Below are 23,044 nucleotides of genomic sequence, written 5' to 3'. Positions count from 1 at the left end.
CCCTCTCGATGGCGTCGATGATGACGGGGTGTGGACTTCGACGGCCGAGGATCCCGACATACGGATGGCCCAACTCGTCACCACCCCGCTCACCCCTCGGGCCGCCGCGGCGCTGACCGAATTCGGCCGCGCCTGCGAGGTGACCGCCCGCACCCTGCGCCTGACGCCCGGCGACCTGGTCGTCATCGATAACCGCGTCACCGTCCACGGCCGCACCGCCTTCCAGCCCCGCTACGACGGAGCGGACCGCTGGCTGCAACGCACCTACGTCACCACCGACCTGCGCCGCTCCCGCGACCACCGCCCCCACGTACTCGCCCGCTAGAACGCCAGAACCGTGCCGGCGATCCAGCCTGTGGCCATGACCACGGCGAAGCGGCGGAGCGCCAGGTCGAACGTGCCCAAGGCGGTGGTGTGCGTGACCGTCAGGGCGACCGCCGTGAGCACCATCAGAGCGGCCGGCACCTTGTAGGGGGTCGAGGAGCGCATCCGCACCCGACCCCGCCTTCAGGGCGGGCCACCGGTTACGGGCCCGGGACTTGCCAGGATCCCGGCAGACACCCGCCGTCCGCTGGGTCACTGAGCGTTGTTCCACCCGGTCGTGCTGGAATACGAGTCGACCAGGTCCACGACGAAGACCAGGGTCGAGCCCGCCGGGATCGACGGCGAGGGCGACTGATTGCCGTAGCCGAGACGCGGGGAACGATGATCTCGCGCCGACCGCCGACCTTCATCCCCCTCACCCCCCCGGGTCCCAGCCCTTGATGACCTTGCCGCTGCCCAGGGCGAACTTGTACGGCTTGCCCCGGTCCCAGGAGGCGTCGAACTCCTTCCCGGACGCGAAGGTCACCCCCACGTAGTGGACCCGGACCACCATGCCCGGCTTCACCTCGGGCCCGTCCCCGACGACCAGGTCCCGGATGGTCAGCTCGGTAGGAGCATCACCCCCCCCGGAACCTCGACCTCGGGCTTCGTCAGTTCACTCATCGCAGCCTCATCACTCTCCGTCGAAAGCCCCCGCACGAACCGGCCGGACACATGGACACCCCGTGCAGCAGAGGGTCACGCTACCGTGACGACCTTCCACAGGGCCGACGCGCCGCCGAGCAGCTCTGTTGCTCGCCGCCGCACGGTGTGTTCACCCCCGGTCGGCCTGTGGGCGGTCGACTCCGTTTACCGCTCGGCCGTCACCATGCCGGACGCCGTGGTCCGCCTCGCCCGGGTCATGTCGGTGCGAAGGATCGGAGCACCAGCTCACCCCACGGGCCCCAGTCTGCGTTGGAGCTGCCGGAAGTTGTCTCACGTGGCAAGTTTTGCGGGCTGCTCGTAGCAGGTCAGGGCGGCGGCCATGGCCAGGCCCGGGCCCCGCACGTCGTTGTGGACCACGTACGGGATCTTGAGATGGCGAGCAGCCCGTGGCAGGCTCGTGCCGCATGATCGATGAATTCGCGAAGGACAACCTGCACGGGAGACTGCGGCGGGACCGCGAGGCGCTGCTCTGGAAACTCGACGGCTTGTCCGCATACGATGCCCGCCGGCCGTTGACAGCGACCGGGACCAACCTCCTCGGCCTCGTCAAACACGTGGCCACCGTCGAGGCCAGGTACTTCGGCGAGGTCTTCGGCCGCCCTTCCCCGGAACCGCTGCCCCGGTGGCAGGACTCCGACGGCAGCGATCTGTGGGCGGCCGAGGACGAGACCCGGGATCAGATCATCGGGTTCTGCCGGCGCACGTGGGAACACTCGGACTCGACGATTGACGAGCTTCCCCTCGACGCCCCCGGCCACGTGCCGTGGTGGCCGGAGCCTCATCCCCACACGAACCTGTTCGCCATTATGGTCCATGTCCTCGGCGAGTCCATCCGGCATGCCGGGCACGCCGATGTCCTGCGCGAGGGCCTCGACGGCCGGACCGGGTTGCGCGCCGAACACGAGAAGCAGATCGACGAGGAAGCCCGTGCAGCCCACCGCGCGAAGATCGAGCAGGCCGCCAGGTCGGCCGCGCAAATCGAGGCTCAGAACTCCTAACAGAAAATTCGCGGAACGTGCTGGGTGAGACGACCTCTTACGGCCTTGGGCGCAATCGGCTCCGGGCCATGCTGGCCCGCTGGCTCGGCGGGCGCGTGCGTGAGAGCGTCATCGTCGCCCAGGCGCTGGTCTGGCCAGCACGGTGGCAGGGACTTTGTGAGTAGTGGTGGTCGCGATCGACCCGTGACGTGGGAAGGGCCGCACGGGTTGGGTGAGTTGTGAAGCTGACCTGGGCCCGTGCGGCCTGCTCCCATCCTGCCTTGTCCGGTGTCTCCCGTGCACATTTCGGCGAGTTGCTCGAAGAACTCGCTCACCCGTGGCAGGCCGCTCGGGAGTCTGCGCTGCATGCCAAGCGTGGTGGGCTTCGGCAGCGGGCGGTCGGGGCCGGGCGCAAGCCAAAGCTGATCTTCGTCGACCGGCTGCTGATCACCCTGGTCCATCTGCGGCACCAGCTGCCGCACGCGGTCCTTGCTGAGTTCTTCGACGTGGACCGCTCCACCGTGGCCGCTGCCATCCGCCAGGTCCGCCCCCTGCTCGCGGCCCGCGGCTTCGCCGTGCCGGGCCGACCCGGCCTGCGCCTGAAGACCTTGGAGGACGTCTTCGCCTATGCCGAGGCCGAGGGGGTCGAGCTGCGGTTGGACGGGGCCGAGACCCAGGTCCGCCGCCCGCAGGCAGGACGTCCCGGCCGCCGGGCGTTCGCCTCGGGCAAGCGCCGGCAGAACACGATCAAGACGACGACGTTCAGCGACGGCCAGGGCCGTATGCTGCTGTCCGGTGTCGTTCGGCCGGGCCGCATGCATGACCAGACCGCCGTCCGCAGCGAGGGCATCGCCGAGCAGTTCCGCCATCGCCCCCGCGTAAAAGCCAAGGTCGATTCTGGATACATGGGGTTGGCCAAGGAGTTTCCCCGACAGGTGATCGCCCCGCCGAAAAAGCCGAAGGACGACGTCTGCGATGGCGACCAGTACGCCTGGCGCGAGGCGCGGCGTCGGCAGTCCTCGGCCCGGATCTGCGTCGAACACACCAACGCCGAACTCCGGCAGTGGGCGCCCCTTCGGCGGTTCACCGGACGGCGCGACACCTACCCCAAAACTCACCTCGCGATCGCCGGCCTGGTGTCCGACCGATCCGCCCAGCGAGCCACCCGCCGCCGCACGAGCACCGAACTCGTCCGCGTCCGCGACACCGTCTGCTGATCACCCACCAGCCGAACCGCCAGGCCAGCACGCCCGAACATCAATTTCCCTCAAGGTCGTTAGAAGTCATCTCATTTGGCGAGTCTGCGGTAGCAGATGAGGGTGCAGGCGATGCTGGTGAAGGCGAGGAAGTGGTCGGCCTTGCGTTCGTAGCGTCGGTGGAGGCGGCGGCAGCCGGCGAGCCAGGCCATGGTGCGTTCGACGGTCCAGCGGTGGCGGCCCAGCCGTTGCGAGGACTCGACTCCCTTGCGGGCGATGCGGTGGGTGATGCCTCGCTCGCGTAACCATCGCCGCAGGTGGGTGTAGTCGTAGCCCTTGTCTGCGTGGAGTTTGCCGGGCTTGCGCCGTCGCCGGCCGCGACGCGACCGGATTGGTGGGATGCCCTTCACGAGCGGGATCAGGGCCTGGCTGTCGTGCAGGTTGGCCCCGGAAATACCGACGGATATGGGCAGACCCGACCGCTCCGTGATCAGGTGGATCTTCGAGCCGTACTTGCCCCGGTCGACAGGATTCGGACCTGTCAGGTCCCCCTTTTCAGGGCCCGCATGTTCACCGAGTCGATCGCGCACCGCGACCAGTCCAGCTCGCCGCGGGCACCGAGTTCGTCGAGGACCAGGCGGTGGAGCTTGGCCCAGTCACCACCCCGGCCGCGAAGCTGAGCGCGACCAAGGCCGCCGCCCTGCTGCCGAAGCGGGCCTGGCAGCGGATGCGGACCGGCGCCGGGCACAAGGGCGTCCGCGACTACCACTGGGCGATGATCGAGGTCACCGCCGACGACACCCAAGACGGACACGACCCCGACGCCGACACCTCGGTCCTGCTGGTCCGCCGACACCGCTACACCCGCACCGTGTCCTACTACCGCTGCTTAGCCCCCGGGCCGGTGACACTCGCGCGACTGGTGTCACTGGTGTGCCGCAGGTGGCGGGTGGAGGACGACTTCCAGGACGCGAAGGAGATCTGCCACCTCGACAAAGGGCAGGTCACCTGCTGGAACTCCTGGCAGCGCTGGAGCGTGATCACCCTGGTCGCCTACGCGTTCCTGGCCACCGCCGCCGCCCTCGAACGCGCCGCCCAGACCAGCCGGAACGACCCCGCCGAGGCCGACCTCGTCCCCCTCAGCAGCCACGAACTCCTCCGCCTGCTCCGGGCCCTGATCCTTCCACCGCCCCGACGAGACCGCGACCACCTGCTGTGGTGGTCCACCTGGCGCCGCCGCCATCAACACCGCGCCCGCCTCTGCCACCAGCGCTGGCACGCGTACGCCGACACCACACCATGATCAGCAAGCCCAGCCGCAGCTATCTACAGCTGCCGTATGAGTGGAGGGTACTTTAGCGCAGGATTTCGGTTCAGTGAAACGAACCTTCGCGTGTGATTCTCCCCGGCAGATGCTGACTGTCGTCGAGAGGATCCCGATGAGCCAGAATTTCTTGAGTGCCAAGGAAACCGCGAAGTATCTGAACATGTCGGTGCCGTGGGTGTATCGCGAAGCCGCTCGCGCGGGCCTAGTTCCATACAGGTTCGGGAGTGGGCGGAATGCCAAGCTTCAGTTCAAGGTGGCAGACATTCAAGCCTGGGTGAAACAGCAGCGGCTGTCCGCCGGTTGAGGTCGCTTGATCCGACGTGTGCGAGGCCCCCTCCTTGGTCAAGGAGGGGGCCTCGCACGTTCAGGCGGCGAGGTCGAGGTTCAGGACCTTGGCGGCGCGGCCGATCGAGCCGGGCATGAGGTGGCGGTAGATCTTGAAGGTGATGTCGAGGCTGCGGTGGCCCATCCATTCCGCGACGTCGGTGATGGGGATGTTGTGGGTGAGGCAGTTGGAGGCGAAGAAGTGGCGGAAGCCGTAGACAACCATGCCTTCGGGGATCTCGACGAGGCCAGCCTTCTTCATGCGCTGCCACTGGTTTCCGATCCAGTAGTTGAGCATCGGCTTGGTCAGGTCTCGCGGGCTGCGGAGCAGGTAGCCGTCAATGGTGCCGTACGTGTCCGCGTACCACTCGATGGAGTGCTTAACCCGTGCCGGGAGCGGGACGTCGCGGTAGTCGCCGACCTTGCGGTGCTTGAGGGGGGCGTAGGCCTTCGTGGTCTGGTTGACCTGCTCGGTGATCCGGTACACGTCGTCGGCCACGATGTTGTTGATGTTGACGGCCAGCACTTCCCCGTTGCGCATACCGCAGCCGCTCATGAGGTCGGCGACGAGGCGGAACACGTCGTTGCCGGCGGTACGTATGCCGTGGAGCTGTGCGGGGGAGGGGATGACGGCGCGCTTGGGGTCGTACTGCGGGGGCTTGACGCCGTCGAGCGGGTTGTCGTCGTAGAGGCCGAGCCGGTGGGCGTCCAGCAGGATCGATTTGAGTTTGTCGAAGGCGTTGGACTGAGTGGCCAGGCCGACGCCGTTGCGCTCCATGGACTGGATGAAGGCTTCGACGACCTTGTGGTCGAAGGTGCCCATCCGGCGGCTCTGGAAAGCAGGGTAGAGGTGGTGGACGAGTAGCGAGTCAAGGTGTCGCCGGGAGCTGGGGCTGAGGTCGCGCTGGCTGGCCTTCCACTCGGTGGCGTACTGCTCGAACCGCATCGGGCCGTATTTCTGGATGCGCTCGGCTTTGTGCTGGTTCTGTGGGCTGTTCTTCCGGGCCTGGTAGACCTCGGCGAGGCGGGTCTTCGCCTTCTCCTGGGTGGAGAAGCCGGATTCCTCGGCCTGCCGTCCGGCCGCGTTGCGGTAGCGGATCTTGTAATCGTGCGGGCACTTCGGCCATCGGCTTTCAGGGTGCTCGCACTCCTTGAAGAAGCTTCCCATGCCGCGGACGAGGTTAATGGTGGCCATGTTGTCGACTCCCGGGCGTCTTGCTGACCTTTTGCTGACCCCGGATGGTCGATCAAGCCCCTGAGCTGGGGTGAAACGGAAAGTCGATGCTATGTTCTGGAACTGGATCGGCCGGGCCCAGGAGGACATCGAACGGGCCCGCGAGGACTGGATGAACGGCACCCGTTTCGGCGAGGTGAAGGGCTACGACGGCCCTCCGATTCCGGCCCCCGCGCTGCCTGCGGTGCCGCTGAAGGCGCGGGGGCGGGTGCGCTGAGCTGCGGTACCCGCCCGAAGCGGCCTCAGGGGGTACCCGCCCGAAGCGGCCTCAGGTCGACCAGACCACCCTGCCGTTGTGCACGATGACCACCTTGGCATCGGGCCGCAGGACCATCTGAGCGCCTCCGAAGTCGTGGGTCTTGGAGGCCCAGATGGCACGGTCGTCGCCGTTGTGGATGACCAGGTTGCCGTCCGGCTGGAAGATCGCCCGGTGGTTCTGGCCAAAGGTCATCGCCGCCCAGATGGGCTTGTTCTGCTCGTTGTAGACGACGAGGTTGCCGTCCTGCTGCATCGTCATGCGGATGCGGTTGGTGGCCCAGGACTGGCCGACCCCGATGGAGCTGGTCGCGGAGACGGTCTGGGTGCCCCAGTTCGGCTGCGCAGCCGCCTTGGGCTTCGGTTTGGGGGAGGCCTTGGGCTTCGGCTTCTCGGTGGGGGCGCTCGTCCGGGGCACGGGTGCCGGGGGTGCGGGGGCGACCTTCGGAGGAGTGATCTTCTTCTGCTCGGTCGGGGACGGTGTGGGCTTCACCGCCACGTAGTCCTCCATGGCTGCCGGGGCCGATTCGGGGTCGAGGACCGTGTCGGCGCTCCCGGCGACCGGTACCGCGGCGGGGTTACGGGGCCCCTCGTCGTTCGCGCTGCCCATCAGGAGGACGGGTATCGCGACCAGGGCGGCGCCGACGAACACGGCGCCCGCGAGTACCGGTGTGCGGGGGCGGCTCCGGTCGGCAGCGGTGAGGGTCTTGGTCTCCGGCTTCGTGGCGACGGACGCCGCCAGGGCGATGCCCTCGGGCGCCTCGGCGGTCCTCGCCTCAGAGGTGCTCTCCTCAGCGGTGCTCGCCTCGGACGAAGGCTTGGCCGGGTCGGCGGATGCCTGGGGCTCCTCGGCGCCGGCCGCTGCCTCGGCTGAGGCAGCGGCCGGCGCCGCCTCGGCCGGGTCGGCGGCCTGGGCCCGGTTCTCCTCGGCTTCGGCCGGAGCGGTGGGCTCGGTCGGTGTCTTCTGCGCCTCGGCCGGTGCGGCGGGTGGTGACGGCGCGGTGCTGGGCGTCTCCGCGGTGCCGGGCTTCTCGGCGGCGGCCGGCGCGGAGTTGGCGCTGGGGGTGGGGGGCTCGGGGGGCATGTGCTGACTCCTCCTCGGTGGCGCGACCAAGGTAGCCCGTCGGGGGAGGGTCGGCGGTGTCTCGCCCCGAACACCCCCCGGCGCTTTGTCCTCTCGCGCCTCACTGGTCCGGAAAGTTCTCCGTTCGGGCAGTAAACGGGCACGTCGGCGGGCCATTCGGGTCTTCGGCGGATCCCCGTGGGCAGGGCCCGTGTGACATCCTGTTGGCTCCCCGATCTGATCACTGTCGGCGGTGCGCGTAGACCGTTCGGCGCTCAAGAGTTTTTACGGAGCCAAGAGTTCAGGTGGAGAAACCGACCGGAGAGCGACAAGAGGGCCCGCGGGGCGTCACGTCGGCCCCTCCCGATGCCTCCCTCGTCCCGGAAGCCGTGAAGGACGCTGCCCGCCGGGCGCCGGGCCACTGGGTCGGGATCGTCGATCCGGAGTGGGCCGAGGCGCGCACACCGCCGGAGTGGGCCGTGCTGGGGGAATGGCGGTCGGACGAGAGCGGGGGCGTGGGGGAGTACCGCGCCAACCCGGAGTACCGGCCATCGGCCCGTGTCCTCGGGTGGCCCGAGCCCACCGATCCGGTGGACAGGGCGGCTCAGCGGGCCGCCACCGGTTACGGCTCGGTGGACGAGGCGTTGGAGGCTCTCGCGGAGGCGGACGTCACCGTCGTGCGCGGGCCGGACGGCGGGCCGCTCATGGCCGCTGGACGGGACGGGGCGCCGGTGGCTCTCGTGTTCACCTCGCCCACACATGCATTCATGTCCGCGGCACTTCACCATGACACCCTGTCCGCCAGGGAGTTGGCCAGGTCGATGACGACCGCCGACGCCCTGTTGTCGGTCAACGCGGGTGCCGCGGCCCCGCTGCTCGTCCCGGCCGTCAGCCTTCTCGGCCCCGTCGGCCCCGGCCTCATGACCGGGGCGGGCGACCACAGTTCAACCGAACCCCGGCCCCACACCACAGGGAGGACCCCGTGACGCGTTCGTCGTCCCAGCAGACCCCCGCCTCCCAGGAGGCTCCCGCGAAGTCCGGCGCCGAGAGTGAGCGGGCGGCCGCGAGCTCCGCCACGGGCGTCACCTCCGCCGCTCCCGTCCCGCCGGCCGCTCCTGACGAGGCTGCCACGCCCGCCTCCGAGCCCGCACAGGCGAAGACCGAAGCGGCGGCCGCGGCAGAGTCCCCGGAGGCCGAGAACACCGAGGGCCGCACGCCACCGGAGGCCGGGACCCCCGAGGCCGCCAGGACCACCGGGCAGGCCGAGGCCTCCGCCTCCCGGGCCGGAACCCCCGAGTCCGAGTCCGACCCCGACCCCAGTGCCTCCGCCGCCGCGCAGAGCCGGCTCCCCGCCCTCGTACGGACCATGAGTGCCACCGCCATCGGTCAGCCGCAGCAGGAGGCCGGTCCCGTGGGACGGCCGGGCAGGGCCGCACTCGCGGGCGCGGCGGTCGTGGGCGCGCTGCTCGTGTCGGTGCCCTTCCTCGTCCTCGCCGGGGACGAGGACGGGCCCGAGCGGACGAACACGGCGGCGGCCGGGACGGTCCTCGACGGGAGCGGGCAGGAGGCACCGGGCGAGTTCGCCGTCACCGCGCCCGAGACCAGCGCGCCCGCCGAGGACGAGAAGGGGAAGGGCGAGGGAAAGCCGGAGAAGGCCGGCAACCCCGTTCCGGCCGTGCCTTCCGGCGGCGGCCAGGAGGAGGCGAAGAAGGACGACGGCCCCAAGGATCCGCCGAAGAAGGCCGATCCGTCCAAGGCGGGGAGCGGCGGCGCCAAGAACCAGCCCGCCAAGGCCAAGCCCGCCGTCACCTTCAGCGGCCCCGTCTCCTTCCGCAGCCATCTCTCCGGCCGCTGCATCGACGTACCCGGTCACAACTTCAACGACGGCCAGCCGCTGTTCATGTGGGACTGCAACGGCGCCGACGCCCAGAAGTGGCGTTACGGCTCCGACGGCACCATCCGGGCCAGGGACAAGTGCCTGGACGTCGCCAACGCGAACTTCGCCAGCGGATCGCGCATCCAGCTCGCCTGGTGCAACGGGTCCGCAGCCCAGAAGTTCGCCCTGAACGGTGCCCACGACCTGGTCAACACCGTCGTCGGCAAGTGCGTCGACATCCCTGACCACAGCAAGAGCAGGGGCCCGTCCACCTACCTGATCCTGTGGGACTGCACGGGCCTCGACAACCAGAAGTGGAGCACCTGACCCGGACGTCCGGATGCCGGGAGCCCCGCTCCCGGCATCCGTGCGCCGCCCCGGGCCAGGCATGATGGCATCGCCGGAACGTCGAATCGCGTCCCCGGCGAAGAGGGGCGTCCGGACAGGACGCCGCCGTAGCGAGGAGGTTGGTGCGTGTCGCGCCAGGTACTGTCGGTCGGCCCCGGGGACCGCTTTTCGACGATCGGCGAGGCGCTCGCCGCGGCTCGTACCGGTGCGCTCATCAGCGTCCGGCCAGGGACGTACACCGAGAACCTGGTGATCCACACCCGGGTCACCCTCACCGCTGCCGAGGGTCGGGGCACGGTGGAGATCCGGCCGCGTTCGGGCAGTGTGATCGCGCTGCGCGCCGACGCCGTCATGCTCTCCGAACTCACCCTGCGCGGCGGCGACGCCGAGCTGCCCGCGGTCGATGTCCGGCGCGGCCAGGCCGCGTTCGACGGGTGCGAGATCGTCGGCGCCGCCTGGACCGCGATGCTGGCCGGCGGGACCGGCTCCCTCGCGCTGCGGGACTGCCGGGTGAGCAACTCGCAGGGCGCCGGCATCGTGGTGACCTCCACCACACCCACCACCGTCGAGTCCTGCACGCTCGAACACCTCGGCACCAGCGGCATCGTCCTCGCCGAACAGGGCGAGGCCCGCATCCGCGACTGCACGGTACGCGGCGCCCGGGGCAACGGCCTCCTCGCCAACGGCGACACCCGCGGCACGGTCGAGGACTGCGACATCTCCTCCACCGACAAGCCCTCCATCGCCCTGGAGGCGAACTCCGCCGTCTCGGTCGTCCGGACCGTCGTGCACGACACCAGCACCGGCGTGCACCTGAGCACCGCCGGCCGCACCACCCTGGAGGACGTCCGCGTCACCGGCGCCTCCGGCAACGGGATCGTCCTCGCCGCGGGCACCGACCCCGTACTGCGCCGCTGCCGTGTCTCGCGCGCCCGCGGAAACGGCCTGCTCGTCACCGACCGGGCGCGCGGCACCTTCGAGGACTGCTGGGTCGACGGCGCGCAGGGCGCGGCCCTGCGGGTCGCCGGGGCCTCGTCCCCGGCGCTGACCGGCCTGACCGTCCGCGACTGCGAGGGGACCGGGCTGCTCCTGGAGGAGGACGCGGCCCCGGAGCTGGACCGCCTGGAGGTGATCGGCTCCTCGCCCGCCGTCGCCGTGCTCGGCGGCGCCAACCCGCTGCTGCGCCGGGCCCGTCTGGTGGAGCCCGCCGGTGACGGCATCGCGGCCACCCGGGACGCCCGGGGCCGCATCGAGGACTGCGAGATCGTCCGGCCCAAGGGCGCCGGCGTACGGGTGGCCTCCGGCTCCACCCTCTACCTGGCCGGCGGGGGAGTCTCCGACACCGCCACCAGCGGCCTGGTCGTGGAGGACGGGGGCAATGTCACCGTCCGCGACTTCCGCGTCGAGGTCTCCGGCGAGGAGGGCGTGGTCGTCGCCGCCGGCGGTGAACTGACCGCCAACCGCACCACCGTCCACGCCCCCAAGGGCCACGGCTTCCTGCTCCGCGAGGGCGCGATCGCCTCGCTCAGCGGGTGCGAGGCGAACGGCGGCGCCCAGGACGGCTTCCGGGTGGAGTCCACCGCACCCGTCTCGCTGGTGAACTGCACCGCCCGGGAGAACGAGGGCGGCGGCCTGGTGCAGACCGCGCCCGGCGAACGGCTCGCCGTGGACGGTCTGAACAGCGTCGGCAACGGCAAGCGCGATGCCTGGGGCAGCGGCAGCGCCGAGAACACCGACCCTGCCGGGTCCGGTGCCGCCGACGCGCCCCCGCCGGACCGCGCGGACGGTCCGCTCGGCGCCCTCAACGCGCTCATCGGCCTGGAGAACGTCAAGCAGCAGGTGCGGACGCTGGTCAACCTCACGCAGCTCGCCCAGCGCCGTGAGCAGCTCGGCATGCCCGCACCGCCGATGAGCAGGCACCTGATCTTCGCGGGCCCGCCCGGCACCGGTAAGACCACCGTCGCCCGCCTCTACGGGGCGATCCTCGCCGAACTGGGCTCGCTGCGCAGCGGCCACCTGGTCGAGGTCTCCCGCGCCGACCTGGTCGCCCAGGTCGTCGGCGGCACCGCGATCAAGACCTCCGAGACCTTCCAGCGAGCGCTCGGCGGCGTCCTGTTCATCGACGAGGCGTACACGCTCACCGCCGACAGCGGCAGCGGCGGCGCCGACTTCGGCCGCGAGGCGGTGGACACCCTGCTGAAGCTCATGGAGGACCACCGCGACGACGTGGTCGTGGTCGCCGCCGGGTACTCCCGCGAGATGGAGTCCTTCCTCAGCTCCAACCCGGGCCTGGCGTCCCGGTTCTCGCGGACCGTCGAGTTCGAGAACTACGCCGTGCCCGACCTGGTCGCGATCATGGAGAGCATGTGCGCCCAGCACCAGTACGAGCTGGGCGAGGGGACCGCGGAGGCGCTCGCCGCCCACTTCGGGGCGATGGACCGGGACGCCGGATTCGGCAACGGCCGTGCCGCGCGCGGGGTGTTCGAGGAGATGGTGGACCGGCAGGCGATCCGGCTCTCCACCCAGGCCCAAGTCAGCGAGCACGATCTGCGGCTGCTGCTGCCCGATGACGTCTCCGCCACCGCCGCCGCGTCGGCCTCCGACACCGCCGCACCGGCCGACGACCCGCTCACCCGGCTCGGCGACATGATCGGTCTGGCCGGAGTGAAGCGCGAGGTCGCCGACCTGGTCAACCTCATCACCACCGCCCGCCACCGTGCCGCCGCCGGACTCCCCGTCCCCTCGCTCAGCAACCATCTGGTCTTCACCGGCCCGCCCGGCACCGGCAAGACCACCGTCGCCCGCCTCTACGGCGAGGTGCTCACCCAGCTGGGCGTCCTGGAACGCGGCCAGCTGATCGAGGCGGCCCGCGCCGACCTCGTCGGCCGCTACATCGGCCACACCGCCCAGTTGACCCGCGAGGTCTTCGAAAAGGCCCGTGGCGGTGTGCTGTTCATCGACGAGGCGTACACCCTCACCCCGCGCGGCGGCGGCGCGGACTTCGGCCAGGAGGCGGTGGACACCCTGCTGAAGCTGATGGAGGACCACCGTGACGAGGTGGTCGTCATCGTCGCCGGCTACACCGACGAGATGGAACGCTTCCTCGCCTCCAACCCCGGCCTCTCCTCCCGCTTCCCGCGCCGGATCTCCTTCGCCGACTACTCCTCCGAGGAACTGGTCACCATCGTGCGCACCCAGGCCGCCCAGATGGGGTACGAGTGCGGGCCCGGCACCGGGCCGCTGCTCAGGGAGTACTTCGACGCGGTACCCCGCGACCGCTCCTTCGGCAACGCCCGGCTGGCCCGCCAGGTGGTCGAGTCGATGGTCACCCGCCAGGCGGGCCGGCTCAGTTCGCTGGCCGCGCCCACCCTGGACGACCTGCGCATCCTCCTCCCGGCCGACGTCACGGCCGCGGCCCCGAAGGTGGTCCCCCAGTGATGCCCCCCGCCCGCAGGACGACCCGTCTGCTGTACGGGGCCTCTCTCGCCGCCGCCCTGGTGCTGCCCGCCGCCGTCGCCCCGGCCCAGGCGGCGCCCGTCACCCGCACACCGACGGCAGACGGGGCGAAGGGCCAGGAACTGCCCGGGATGCCCACCGCGCTCGACGCGCGGGCCGAGGCCGTCGCCTGCACGCCCGCCTCCAAGGAGCAGGCGAAGAAGCAGGACTGGTCGCGCCAGCGCCTCGACCTGGATCGGCTGCACCGGCACACCACCGGGGCGGGCGTGACCGTCGCGCTGATCTCCACCGGAGTCGACCCCGGGGCGGAAGGGCTCGACGACCGCGTCACCGCCCAGGGCGAGGCCGCCGACGACTGCGTCGGGCAGGGTACGTTCCTGGCCGGGCTGATCGCCGGGACCGGTGGGAGCACCCCGCGCCTCGCCGGGGTCGTCCCGGGCGCGAAGATCCTCGCGCTGCGCGGCACCGACCGGCGCGGACAGCCGGACCCCGCGCTCGTCACGGCGGCGGTACGGGCGGCGACCACCGCCGAGGCCGACGTGATCGCGGTCGCGGTGGCCCTGCCGCGCAAGAACGCCGCGCTCACCCGGGCCGTCGCCGAGGCCCGCAAGGCCGGGGCGGTGGTGGTCGCGGCGGCCACCCCGGAGGCCCCGTCGCGCGGCTCGGCCGACGAGATCCCCTCCCGTACCTACTGGCCCGCCGGTGAGCCCGGGGTCCTCGCGGTCGCCGACATGCTGCCCGCCGGGGCCCGCCCGGACGGCGCGCTGGTCACCGATGGCGTCGATCTGGCCGCCCCGGGCGCCGGGGTGGTCTCCGGTGGACCGCGCGGGAAGGGGCACTACCTCGGCGGCGGGGTCGCGGTGGCCACCGCCTACGCGGCCGGGGCCGCAGCGGCCGTCCGCGCCGTCCACCCCGGCGACGCGGCCGATGCGGTCACCCGCCGGCTGACCGCCACCGCCTACCCGGCCGACATCCCCCAGCTGGACGCCTACGCCGCCGTCACCACGGTTCTCGGCGCGTCAGGAACGCCCGCCGCCGGTGCGGAGCGGGCCGCCGAACCCGTGGCCGTACGCGACACCTCCGACACCGACCGCGCCACCGGCCGGGCCACCCTCTTCGTCCTCCTCGGATCGGCGGGCGTCGGCTCCCTCCTCTGGGCCGGTTTCGCGCTGAGCCGGGCCCGCGCCCGGGGGTGGCGTCCGGCCGAGGCGGGCACCACGACCGAGAGCTGAACACGCGAAGGGCCCCTCCCGCGGAGCGTTCCGCGGGAGGGGCCCTTCTCCGTGCCCTGGCGCCTTACTCCACCAGCGCCGTCTGCACCAGCCGCGGCTTGCGGCGCTGGATGTGCAGGGCGCGGCCCGGCGGCAGGTTGAGCGGCTTCGCATTGCCGAAGAGGCGGCCCTCGGTGGGCGGGCAGGAGAGCAGGACCGCCGGGTTGTTGGCCTCGTCCAGGCGCCGGATCAGCCCGTCGCTCAGGCCGCGCCCCGCCCCCATCGCGCTGCGGGCGACGACCAGGTGCAGGCCCATCTCGAACCCCAGGGTCAGGTTCTCGAAGACCGGCTCGAAGGGGCTCTGGAAGGAGTTGCCCGAGACCATGTCGTAGTCGTCGACCAGGACGAACAGGCGCGGGCCCGACCACCAGTCGCAGCGGCGCATCCGGGCGGGCGAGATGTCGGCCCCGGGGACCCGGGTCTTCATCGCGCGGGCCGCCCCCTCGATGGTCTCGTTGAGGTTGTCCAGGGAGATCACATGCCCGATGCGGTACTCCTCGGGGATGGCGTCGACCAGGGTGCGGCGGTAGTCCACCGCGATGATCTTCGCCTCCGCGGGGGTGTACCGGGTGGTGATGCCCTTGACGATCAGCCGCAGCAGGTTGGTCTTGCCGCTCTCGGTGTCGCCGACCGCGATCAGGTGCGGGGTCCGGCTGAAGTCGTGCCAGACCGGCTCCAGGGCGTCCTGGTCGAGACCGAGCGCGAGGCGCATGCCGCCGCCCTCGGTGGCCTCGGGCGCCGGGAGGTCGGAGACCGGCAGACGGTGCGGCAGCATCCGCACCTGCGGGGCGGACGGACCGGACCAGTGCCGGGCGATCTCCCCGACCAGATGGGCGACGCCCTCGCCGAGGTCCTCGAGGGAGCCGCTGCCGTCCAGGCGGGGCAGGCCCGCCAGGAAGTGCATCTTGCTGTCGGCGGTGATGCCCCGGCCGCCGGTGCGCGGCACCGAACGGGCCTTGCGGGTGTCGATCTCGGAGTCCATCGGGTCACCCATCCGCAGCTCCAGCCGGGTGGCGGCCTGGTCGCGGACCTGGGCGGACAACTCCACCCAGCGGGTGGTGGTGATGATCAGGTGGATGCCGTAGTTGAGGCCGCGGGCCGCGAGCTCGTTGAACTTCGGGATCAGGTCGTCGTAGTCCTGGCGGACCGTGGACCAGCCGTCGACCACCATGAACACATCGCCGAACGGTTCGTCGGGGAACTCCCCGGCGGCCCGCCGCCGCCGGTAGGACTGCATGGAGTCGAGCGTGTGGTCCACGAAGAACTGCTCCCGGCGGGCGAGGAGCGTCATCACCTCGGCGACGGCCCGGTGCACGCGCTCCGGGTTGAGCCGCGCCGCGACCCCGCCGACGTGCGGGAGCGCGGCGAGCTGCGAGAGCCCGCCGCCACCGAAGTCCAGGCAGTAGAACTGGATCTCGGCCGGGGTGTGGGTGAGGGCCAGGGCGGCGATGAGCGTACGGGCGAGCGTGGACTTGCCGCTCTGCGAACCACCCGCGACGGCGACATGGCCGCCCGCCCCGGACAGGTCCACGATCAGCGGGTCGCGGCGCTGGTCGAAGGGCTTGTCCACGAGCCCGACCGGGACCCGCAGCTTTCCGGCGCCCGGCCAGCGCGTGGCGATGAGGCCGCGCTCCGGATCGGGCGCGATGCCGGGCAGCAGGGCGTCCAGCGGGGAGGGCTCGTCCAGCGGCGGCAGCCACACCTGGTGCGCGGCGGGCCCGGAACCGCGCAGCCGGTCCAGCGCCACGTCGAGCAGCGCCTCCGCGTCCTCGGCCTGCTCCGTCTCCGTCTCCGGCTCCGGGGCGGGCGGGGTCTCCAGGGTGCGGGGCACCACCCACCCGCTGGTCCACGGCACCACCTGGCTGGCCACCCGTGCCTGCACCACCGCACCGGTCCGACGCCGGTAGGTCCCCGAGGAGTACGCGGCACGGAACCGGGTCAGGGCCTCCACCCCGGACTTCAGGAAGCCGCTGCCGGGCGCGGCGGGGAGCTCGTAGGCATCGGGCACGCCGAGCACGCCCCGGCTCTCCATCGCGGAGAAGGTGCGCAGACCTATGCGGTACGAGAGGTGGCTCTCCAACTGGTGCATGCGCCCCTCGTCCAGGCGCTGCGAGGCGAGCAGCAGATGCACGCCCAGCGAACGGCCGAGGCGGCCGATCATCACGAAGAGCTCCATGAACTCCCGGTGGGTGGAGAGCAGTTCGCTGAACTCGTCGACCACCACGAACAGGCTGGGCAGCGGTGTGAGGTCCGCCCCGGCGGCGCGGGCCCGCTCGTACTCCAGGGCCGAGGTGTAGTTGCCCGCCGACCGCAGCAGCTCCTGACGGCGGATGAGTTCGCCGTGCAGGGCATCCTGCATGCGCTCCACCAGGGCGACTTCGTCGGCGAGGTTGGTGATCACGGCGGAGGTGTGGGGGAGTTCCTCCAGGCCGAGGAAGGTGGCGCCGCCCTTGAAGTCGACCAGGACGAAGTTGAGGGTCTCGGAGGAGTTGGTGAGGGCGAGCCCGAGGACGAGGGTGCGCAGGAGCTCGCTCTTGCCGGAGCCGGTGGCCCCGATGAGCATGCCGTGCGGGCCCATGCCGCCCTGCGCGGACTCCTTGATGTCGAGCTCGACGGCGCGTCCGTCCACACCGACCGCGATCGGCACCCGCAGCCGGCCGGAGCCGGAGTGCCGGTCGAAGAGGGTCTGCGGGTCGTGCCGGTGCAGGTCGGGGATGCCGAGCAGGGTGGTCAGCTCGACGTCGGTGTCCAGCGGCTGCGCGATGTCGGTGCCCAGGCTCATCCGGCGCGGGGTGATCAGCCGGGCCAGCGACTCCGCGCCGAGCGGGCCGAGCCGGTCGGGACGGCCGAGCGGCACCGAACGCTCCTTGCGGCTGCGGTCGGTCCGCACCAGGTTCACCTGGTCGGGACCCACGGTCAGCCGCAGCGTGTTGCGGCCGGGCCGCCAGCGCAGCGCCCCGGAGACGTCGAGGATCAGCGCGTTGCGGTAGCCGTGGCCCTCCCAGCGGTGGCTTTCGGGGACGTTGACGCCGTCGAGCACGATGACCGTGTACGGCTCGTCACGGCCGGGGCGGGCGTCCGGGTCGAAGCCGGGGCGCTCGGCGAACTCGGCGCCGAGCAGGTCGTCCAGCTCGGTGAGGTCGGCGGTGATCCGGCGGGCCTGGCCGGCCCCGTCCTCCTCGTGCGGATCCAGCACGTGCGGCAGCCACTTGACCCACTCCCAGTCGGCCCGCCGCTCGTCGCTGACGCAGAAGGCGATCCACAGCTCCTCGGGCGCGTGGAACACCGCCAGCTGCCCGAGCATGGCCCGCACCAGCGCCCGTACGGCGTCGCTGTCGTCGCCCCCGCCGCTGTCGGGCTCCGCACTCTCCTCGCCGGTCGCCTCCTCCGGGCGCAGCAGGATCCGGGCCGAGGAACGCAGGTAGAGGCCCAGCGGCTGCTCCGGGATGGTGGAGTAGGCGCGGATGAAGCGGCGCAGCGCGTGCGCGCAGAGGGGTTCCAGATCCTCGACCGGGCGGGTGGAGACCGGGTTCAGGGTGAGCGCGAGCTGCTGCTCACCGACCGCGAGCCGGACCTCGCCGAAGTCCTCGTCGGCCGGGCGGCGTTCCCACAACCGCGAGGTGCGGGCCAGCGAGCGGAGCGACGCCGGCTCCGGGTGGCGCCAGGCCAGCGCCCGCTGCTGCTCCGCGATGGTGGTCCGCACGCGCTTGCGGGTCTGGGCCAAATAGCGGAGGTAGTCCCGCCGTTCGCCCTTCAGCCGCTGCTTGCGCTCGCTGGAGCGGCGCATCAGCTGCCCCAGCAGCATGGCGCCGGCGGAGAGCGCCATGACGCCCATCGCCAGGTACATGAAGACGCCGTTGCCGCCCCCGGGGCGGAGGAACATCAGCATCATCGACACCGACATCAGGGCCATCGGCAGGTAGGTCCACACCGCCGAGGTGTCGGGCACCGACTCGGCGAGGACCGGCGGCTCCTGGAGGGTCAACTGCCCCTCGGGCATCTCCGGCCCGCGCCTGCGGGCCGGGCGGCGAAACAGCACGACACTCAAGGAAGAGAACCTCCGGTTCACTGACTTTCCGGCCCGCTCCGAATACCGGCGCACCCGGAAGGAGGAAAGACCGCACCCGCCGGATTCCTCGGGCGCGGGTGCCACGATGAACGCCGGGTGAATGTTTCGATCGGATAGCGGTGGCGGTCAACTTCCGTGAAGGCCGACCGTTTGCCGGATTCCTCACCCGGCCCGCAGTACGGCCGGTGGCCGCAGGCAGTAGTCTGCATTCACGGAACGCACCCTGTCCACGCGGGATTGGTGGCAGCCGGGCGCGCGGGCACATTTTTTCTGCCAGGCCCCCCGGTTCACAGCCACGGGGACCTGTCCGTACTGTTCGCACATTCCCTCTGCCGGGGAACCTTCCTGTCAAAGCCTGCACGGAAGACGAGAGTTCTGCTGATGACCGACAGTGCGGTGGCCGAATCGTGCCGCCTGACCGTACGTGCGCCGAGCGTCACCATCGATCTGGCCGTGCCCGCCGACGTACCGGTCGCCGACCTGCTGCCCACACTCCTGCGGTACGTCGGTGAGGATGCCGAGGAAGCCGGGCTCGACCACGCGGGCTGGGTGCTCCAGCGGCTCGGCGACGCCCCGCTCGACGAGGAGACCACCCTGGCCAGGGCCGGTCTCTCCGACGGTGCCGTGCTCCATCTGCGCCCGCACACCGAGGCGCTGCCCGAAGCACGGCTGGACGACCTGGTCGACGGGATCGCCGAGACGGTGGGGCGCCGGCTGCACACCTGGCACGCCGCGGCTGCCCGGGGCCTGCTGGTGGGCACCGCGGTGGCGACCGTGGTGGCCGCCCTGGTGCTGGTGTTCTGGCCGGGAGTGGCCGATTCCACCGCCACCCGGGCCGGCTGCGCGGCCGTGGCCGGGGCGCTGCTCCTCGCGGGCGCGGGCTCCGCCAGCCGCGCGGTCGGCGACCGCCTCTCCGCGACCGCCCTCGGCCTGCTGGTCGCCCCGTGCTTCGCGCTGGTCGGCTGGGTGCTGCCCGGCGGCGACCTGACCGGGCCCGACGCGGTGCAGGTCGTGGGCGCGCGGCTGCTCGCGGCAGGCGCCGCGGCGGCGGGCGGCGCGGTCCTCGCGCTCGCCGCGACCGCCGTCGGCGCCCCCGCTCTGCTGGCCACCGCCGTGGTCGCGGTCGCCACCGCGATCTCCGGGGCCCTGATGGGCTACACCGGCCTGGACGCGCCCGCCGCCGTTGCGTTGGTGGCCACGGTGGTCGCGCTCGCCGCGGGGGCGGTGGCACCCTTCGCCTTCAAACTGGCCGGGATGCGGATGCCGTCCCTGCCGTCCTCCGCCGGCCAGCTCCAGGAGGGCATCGACCCGTACGCGGGCGACGAGGTCTCCGAGCGCACCGAACTCGCCGGGCGCTGGGTCGCCGCGCTCTTCGCCGCCACCGGCACCATCGCCGCCGCCGCCCTGGCGGTCCTCGCCCAGACCCCGGACCTGCCCGAGACGCTCACCGCGGTCTCGCTGTCCCTGCTGCTGCTCCTGCACTCCCGGGGGCTGGTACACATCGGCCAGCGGCTCACCCTGGCGGTGCCCGGCATCTGGGGGCTGCTGCTCCTCGCCCGTGCCTGGGCGGTGGACAGCGACGCCGACGGCCGGGTGATCGTCTTCGCGGTGCTGCTCGCCGCGGCGGCCGCCCTGGTGACCGCGTCCTGGATCGTGCCCGGCCGCCGGGTGCTGCCGTACTGGGGCCGGGCGGCGGAGCTGGCCCACACCGGCCTCGCGGTCGCGCTGCTGCCGTTCACCCTGTGGGCCGCGGGCCTCTTCGGCTGGCTGCGCGGACTGTTCGGCTGAGTCCGCCCGTACGCCGTTCCATCGAAGAAGAGTTGAGGAGAGGCTGTGCAGTCCAAGCGCGACCAGGTGCAGGCCCACGGATTCATGATGGGCAGGCTCAGTTCGGGCCTGCTGACGGCCGACCCGGACGCCCCGGAGAGCCCGCTGGGCCGGACGACCCGGGGAGTGGTCTTCGGCATCCTGGTGACCGTCCTGATCGGCGCCGGCACCACCGTCTACGGGCTCCTGCGCCCCGGCGGCAACGAGACGTGGCGCAAGGGCGAGAACCTGGTGGTCAACCGCGAGACCGGTGCCCGCTATCTGTGGACCGGCACCGACGGCGTACTCCACCCGGTCCGCAACTACGCCTCGGCCCGACTGATCGGAGGCTCGCAGCTGAAGGCCGTGGACGTCTCCACCGCCTCGCTGCGGGACGTCCCCGTGGGGTCGCCGGCCGGCATCCCCGGCGCGCCCGACACCCTCCCCGGGCCCGGCCAGCTCGACGCCGGCGCCTGGCACATGTGCGTCACCGGCCCCGACGGCGCGCTGCCCAGCACCTCCGGCGCCCTCGAGGACGCCGGAGTCGACCGGCCGGGGGCCACCACCCTGGTCGCCGGAGCACCGCTGGAGACCCAGGACGTCGGAGCCGACCGCGGAATGCTCGTACGCGGCCCGGACCGCACCGAGTACCTGGTGTGGCGGGGCAGCCGACTGCCCCTGGACCGCGCCTCCGACGCACGCAATGCCCTCGGCTACGGCTCCGAGCAGGCCATGCCGGTCTCGGCCGCCTTCCTCGACGCCCTGGCCCCCGGCCCCGCCCTGAAGCCGCCGGAGGTCCCGGGGCGCGGAGGGAGGGGCCCGGTGATCGGCGGTGAGCCGAGCACGATCGGCCAGCTCTTCGAGGTGAGCGTGCCCGGCGGCGGCAGCACCTACCACCTGTTGCGCAAGGACGGCCTTGTGCCGCTCTCCCGGCTGGAGGCCGCCCTCGTGCTGGGCGACCCGGCCACCCAGAAGGACGCCTACCAGGGCCGCTCGCCCGAGGCCCGCGCGGTGGGCGCAGACGCGCTGCGTACGCACCGGTCGAAGGAGACGGGCGCCGCCGGGCCCGCCGCCGCGGAGCTGCCCCGTACACCACCGCTCCCGCAGTCCGCACCGCGTGGCAGCGCGCTCTGCGCCCAGGTGGACGGCGGCAACGGCGGCGCCCGGATCCGGTCGGTGCTCGTCCCGCTCACCGGGCTCGCCCCCGTGGCGTTCTCCCAGGGCGCGGCCCAGCCGGTGGCCGAGGCCTGCGCCCGGACGGACGCCACGGTCGTACGCCCGGGACGCGGCGCCCTGGTCCGGGCCCTGCACGCCAGCGGGGCGGCGCACGCCGGGACGACCTACCTGGTGGCGGAGAACGGTGTGAAGTACCGCGTCCCGGCCAAGGACGCGCTGGGCGCGCTCGGGTACGGGGAGGGAGACATCGGCTCGGTCCCCGCACCGCTGCTCGCGGCCCTGCCCACCGGCGCGGACCTGGACCCGGCCGCCGCCTCCGGCGTCGCGGAGCCCAGGGTCACGGCCCCCAAGTGCGCTGCCGGCAAGGACGATGCGGCGGGCAAGGACGGAGCGGCGGCCAAGGACGGGGCGGCCCGCACCGCGGGGGCCGGTACCGCGGCCGACTTCCGGCCATGATCCCGGCAAACGCCTCAAACGCTGCCTAAGAAGAGAAAAGGGAGCAGAGGGAGGGGCGGCCCACATAACCCGGCTCCGGTTGGGGGAGATTCGGTGTGGACCGGCGCGGAAGAAACCTCAGATAAAGCTCAGAAAATGGGCGGACCCGATGACCGTTCGGATTCCTTTGCTGCCCGTTTCCTGTCCGTATCCCCTCCCTCGGCCGCCCGGAGTCGGTCCGCGTTCATTTCGTGGAAACCTCCGGCAACTTCCTTGCCCCTCAAGGAATCCGATCGCCCTGACCTATGCTCAAATCTTCCTTGCATATGTTGCGCCGGACGGGGACTTCTCCATAGCCTCAGCGGGCAACGGTGTGACGAGAGTTGCCTCGACGAAGGGAGCGTGACATGGCGGACAGTGGCCAGAGGAGGGCGGATTATGCCAAGGGCTTGGGAGGTGTCTCGACACTTGAGTCGGCCCGTGCCTCGGTGGAGAAGACCCAGAACAACGTCGCCGAGATCGCCGCGCGTTCGGGCGTGGGCGGCGACGAGGGTCAGGCCCTGCTGAAGCTCTTCCGCAGCTGGAACGGCGAGGCCCAGAAGGTCGTCGTCCAGATCAGCAAGATGGTCGACGCGCTCCAGGAGAACGTGACGTCGGCCGACCGGCTGGCGAAGGAGAACCAGGACCTCACCGAGGTGCTCAACAGCAAGACCAGCCAGGGCGTCTTCGAAGCACTGCGCTGACCCCCTCGCGTCACCGGCCTCTCGCGGAGGCCGGAACTCATGAGCACCCCGGGCCCTGGCGCCCGGCCATCCGAGAGGAGATGTCATGGCCGACGGCATCATCGATGTCCAGTACTCCACGGTCCGCAACGCGATCGAGGAGCTGAAGCAGCAGACCCAGCAGATCATCACCACCCTCAACAACCTGGAGGACGAGCTGAAGCCGCTCATCACCTCCTGGGAGGGTGACGACCAGGCGATGTACCGCGGGGTGCAGGCCGAATGGGACCAGGCGACCAAGAACATGGCCCTGCTCCTCGGCGACAGTGGTGAACTGGTCCAGAGCATCCACGACAACCACTCCAGGGACGAGCGCAGGAGCGCCGACAACTGGGGCGGTGTACGGGCCCGTTAGCCTTCCGGTCGGGGTCCGCCTCCCTGCCGTGCGCAGGAGAGGCGGACCCCGGCCTTCCGTAATTC

General features: G+C 71.6%; 17 protein-coding genes and 3 pseudogenes. 14 read left to right on the top strand and 6 right to left on the bottom strand.

Going from position 1 to position 23,044, the window contains the following annotated elements; genetic code table 11:
• Positions 1 to 28: 28 nt before the first annotated feature.
• On the top strand, positions 29 to 325 hold the full coding sequence (locus tag ACH4UK_RS32920) for a TauD/TfdA family dioxygenase (RefSeq protein WP_398362275.1): 297 nt from the start codon (positions 29 to 31) through the stop codon (positions 323 to 325).
• Here the strand turns inward: ACH4UK_RS32920 and ACH4UK_RS32915 are convergent.
• The gene (locus ACH4UK_RS32915) at positions 322 to 489 is read right to left on the bottom strand and encodes a hypothetical protein (RefSeq protein ID WP_398362273.1); all 168 of its coding nucleotides are present in this window, start codon (positions 487 to 489) and stop codon (positions 322 to 324) included. The genes ACH4UK_RS32920 and ACH4UK_RS32915 overlap by 4 nt on opposite strands.
• 87 nt (positions 490 to 576) lie before the next feature.
• Positions 577 to 987: pseudogene (locus ACH4UK_RS32910) on the bottom strand (FKBP-type peptidyl-prolyl cis-trans isomerase).
• Positions 988 to 1,433: 446 nt separating this feature from the next.
• Here ACH4UK_RS32910 and ACH4UK_RS32905 point away from each other — a divergent pair.
• Together ACH4UK_RS32905 and ACH4UK_RS32900 are read left to right on the top strand one after the other, a co-directional pair.
• A complete protein-coding gene (locus ACH4UK_RS32905) occupies positions 1,434 to 2,027 on the top strand; it encodes a DinB family protein (protein ID WP_398362325.1) in 594 nt (197 codons plus the stop codon).
• 260 nt (positions 2,028 to 2,287) lie between these two features.
• Positions 2,288 to 3,223 (top strand): transposase family protein, encoded by a 936-nt coding sequence (locus ACH4UK_RS32900; RefSeq protein ID WP_398362271.1) that lies wholly within the window; start codon positions 2,288 to 2,290, stop codon positions 3,221 to 3,223.
• 71 nt (positions 3,224 to 3,294) lie between these two features.
• On the opposite strand, the pseudogene ACH4UK_RS32895 reads toward ACH4UK_RS32900, so the two are convergent.
• Positions 3,295 to 3,857: pseudogene (locus ACH4UK_RS32895) on the bottom strand (IS5 family transposase); the annotation flags it as partial.
• On the opposite strand from ACH4UK_RS32895, the gene ACH4UK_RS32890 reads away from it, so the two are divergent.
• Positions 3,843 to 4,505 carry a hypothetical protein gene (locus ACH4UK_RS32890; RefSeq protein ID WP_398362327.1) on the top strand — a complete coding sequence of 221 codons (663 nt, stop codon included), beginning with the start codon at positions 3,843 to 3,845 and terminating at the stop codon, positions 4,503 to 4,505. The pseudogene ACH4UK_RS32895 and the gene ACH4UK_RS32890 overlap by 15 nt on opposite strands.
• 136 nt (positions 4,506 to 4,641) lie before the next feature.
• Entirely contained in the window at positions 4,642 to 4,833 is a 192-nt protein-coding gene (locus ACH4UK_RS32885) for a helix-turn-helix domain-containing protein (RefSeq protein WP_158073230.1), read from the top strand.
• 60 nt (positions 4,834 to 4,893) lie between these two features.
• Here the strand turns inward: ACH4UK_RS32885 and ACH4UK_RS32880 are convergent, their stop codons facing one another.
• Entirely contained in the window at positions 4,894 to 6,048 is a 1,155-nt protein-coding gene (locus tag ACH4UK_RS32880) for a tyrosine-type recombinase/integrase (RefSeq protein WP_398362269.1), read from the bottom strand.
• Positions 6,049 to 6,139: 91 nt separating this feature from the next.
• Between ACH4UK_RS32880 and ACH4UK_RS32875 the strand changes: the two are divergent.
• A pseudogene (locus tag ACH4UK_RS32875) lies at positions 6,140 to 6,304 on the top strand (pirin family protein); the annotation flags it as partial.
• Positions 6,305 to 6,355: 51 nt separating this feature from the next.
• Here ACH4UK_RS32875 and ACH4UK_RS32870 read toward each other — a convergent pair.
• Complete coding sequence (locus tag ACH4UK_RS32870; RefSeq protein ID WP_398362268.1) at positions 6,356 to 7,426, bottom strand: mannose-binding protein; 1,071 nt, start codon at positions 7,424 to 7,426, stop codon at positions 6,356 to 6,358.
• A gap of 284 nt (positions 7,427 to 7,710) precedes the next feature.
• Here ACH4UK_RS32870 and ACH4UK_RS32865 point away from each other — a divergent pair, with 284 nt between their 5' ends.
• The 4 genes from ACH4UK_RS32865 to ACH4UK_RS32850 all read left to right on the top strand — a co-directional run bounded on the left by ACH4UK_RS32865 (position 7,711) and on the right by ACH4UK_RS32850 (position 14,317).
• Positions 7,711 to 8,391 carry a type VII secretion system-associated protein gene (locus ACH4UK_RS32865; RefSeq protein WP_398362266.1) on the top strand — a complete coding sequence of 227 codons (681 nt, stop codon included), beginning with the start codon at positions 7,711 to 7,713 and terminating at the stop codon, positions 8,389 to 8,391.
• A complete protein-coding gene (locus ACH4UK_RS32860) occupies positions 8,388 to 9,608 on the top strand; it encodes a ricin-type beta-trefoil lectin domain protein (RefSeq protein ID WP_398362264.1) in 1,221 nt (406 codons plus the stop codon). The genes ACH4UK_RS32865 and ACH4UK_RS32860 overlap by 4 nt, the downstream gene beginning before the upstream one ends.
• A gap of 147 nt (positions 9,609 to 9,755) precedes the next feature.
• Complete coding sequence (locus ACH4UK_RS32855; RefSeq protein ID WP_398362262.1) at positions 9,756 to 13,067, top strand: right-handed parallel beta-helix repeat-containing protein; 3,312 nt, start codon at positions 9,756 to 9,758, stop codon at positions 13,065 to 13,067.
• Positions 13,064 to 14,317: a S8 family serine peptidase gene (locus ACH4UK_RS32850; protein ID WP_398362260.1), complete on the top strand. Its 1,254-nt coding sequence runs from the start codon at positions 13,064 to 13,066 to the stop codon at positions 14,315 to 14,317. Before ACH4UK_RS32855 ends, ACH4UK_RS32850 begins: the two co-directional genes overlap by 4 nt.
• 64 nt (positions 14,318 to 14,381) lie before the next feature.
• Here the strand turns inward: ACH4UK_RS32850 and eccCa are convergent, their stop codons facing one another.
• The gene (gene eccCa / locus ACH4UK_RS32845; protein ID WP_398362323.1) at positions 14,382 to 18,356 is read right to left on the bottom strand and encodes a type VII secretion protein EccCa; all 3,975 of its coding nucleotides are present in this window, start codon (positions 18,354 to 18,356) and stop codon (positions 14,382 to 14,384) included.
• 450 nt (positions 18,357 to 18,806) lie between these two features.
• On the opposite strand from eccCa, the gene eccD reads away from it, so the two are divergent.
• From eccD to ACH4UK_RS32825, 4 genes are all read left to right on the top strand, one after another.
• Positions 18,807 to 20,213, top strand: a complete 1,407-nt coding sequence (gene eccD, locus ACH4UK_RS32840; RefSeq protein ID WP_398362258.1) for a type VII secretion integral membrane protein EccD — start codon at positions 18,807 to 18,809, stop codon at positions 20,211 to 20,213.
• A gap of 45 nt (positions 20,214 to 20,258) precedes the next feature.
• On the top strand, positions 20,259 to 21,863 hold the full coding sequence (eccB, locus tag ACH4UK_RS32835) for a type VII secretion protein EccB (protein WP_398362256.1): 1,605 nt from the start codon (positions 20,259 to 20,261) through the stop codon (positions 21,861 to 21,863).
• Between the two features lie 386 nt (positions 21,864 to 22,249).
• Complete coding sequence (locus tag ACH4UK_RS32830) at positions 22,250 to 22,585, top strand: hypothetical protein (RefSeq protein WP_398362254.1); 336 nt, start codon at positions 22,250 to 22,252, stop codon at positions 22,583 to 22,585.
• Positions 22,586 to 22,670: 85 nt separating this feature from the next.
• The gene (locus tag ACH4UK_RS32825; protein ID WP_018516200.1) at positions 22,671 to 22,979 is read left to right on the top strand and encodes a WXG100 family type VII secretion target; all 309 of its coding nucleotides are present in this window, start codon (positions 22,671 to 22,673) and stop codon (positions 22,977 to 22,979) included.
• The last annotated feature ends 65 nt before the right edge of the window (positions 22,980 to 23,044 follow it).

This window comes from Streptomyces sp. NPDC020884, assembly GCF_044333935.1.
GTDB lineage: Bacteria > Actinomycetota > Actinomycetes > Streptomycetales > Streptomycetaceae > Streptomyces.
This window is presented reverse-complemented; position numbering and strand designations above follow the sequence as displayed.